Source organism: Mitsuokella sp. oral taxon 131 str. W9106 (assembly GCF_000469545.1).
GTDB lineage: Bacteria > Bacillota > Negativicutes > Selenomonadales > Selenomonadaceae > AWVT01.
In genome coordinates this window covers 1-618 of sequence record NZ_KI273059.1, presented here as the reverse complement: position 1 = coordinate 618, position 618 = coordinate 1, and the positions used below count along the sequence as shown (strand labels likewise).

At 46.3% G+C, this 618-nt stretch carries 1 protein-coding gene; it reads right to left on the bottom strand.

From position 1 onward, the window contains the following. Window positions 1-149: 149 nt before the first annotated feature. A complete protein-coding gene (locus HMPREF1985_RS06440; RefSeq protein ID WP_155943530.1) occupies window positions 150-422 on the bottom strand; it encodes a hypothetical protein in 273 nt (90 codons plus the stop codon). Window positions 423-618 lie beyond the last annotated feature (196 nt).

Here is a 618-nt window from a genome sequence, read left to right as displayed (position 1 = left end):
TGGATCAGATCCGTATGGGCAGGGACAGCAACAATGCGTTTTTGAAGGATGATGAAGGAAATAAAACCGAAGCTGCAAGAAAGGATACAGTTACCAACAAGAAAAGCAGCACAAAATAAAGGAAGGGCAGGCTGACCTGTCCTTCCTTATTAGAACATCGCGAGACGTTGTGTCTGTGATAGTTTTCGTTCGGATGGAAGCCTCTCGGAGTGTGATTCCAACCGTTCGATGCGAGACATCATTTCTTGATTTTGTTTGAGCAGTTCCTTATTTTGTTCGAGTAGCATCTTTATGTCGTCAAACATAACACCAATCATATCGTTGTTTGCATGGGCATTGTCATAAACGGCATTCAAAACTTCGGAGGGGGAATAATACACCGTCTCTTTCTTCTTTTCGCTATTGCTGCTGGACAGTCCCATCGCAAATCCCTCCATTTCGTCGTCTTTGTTCGCTTTCCATGACTTTATGGTAGCATATCTCGTGCCTTGCTGCAAGACTTTTCCCACACGATTTTATTTTTTCCGAAGGAGGCCGCTTCATGCCACGAATACGAAACCTGCTCGCGCTTGCCCTGTTCCTCGTCGGGCTTCTAGCAGGGCTGCCGCATCACGCGCT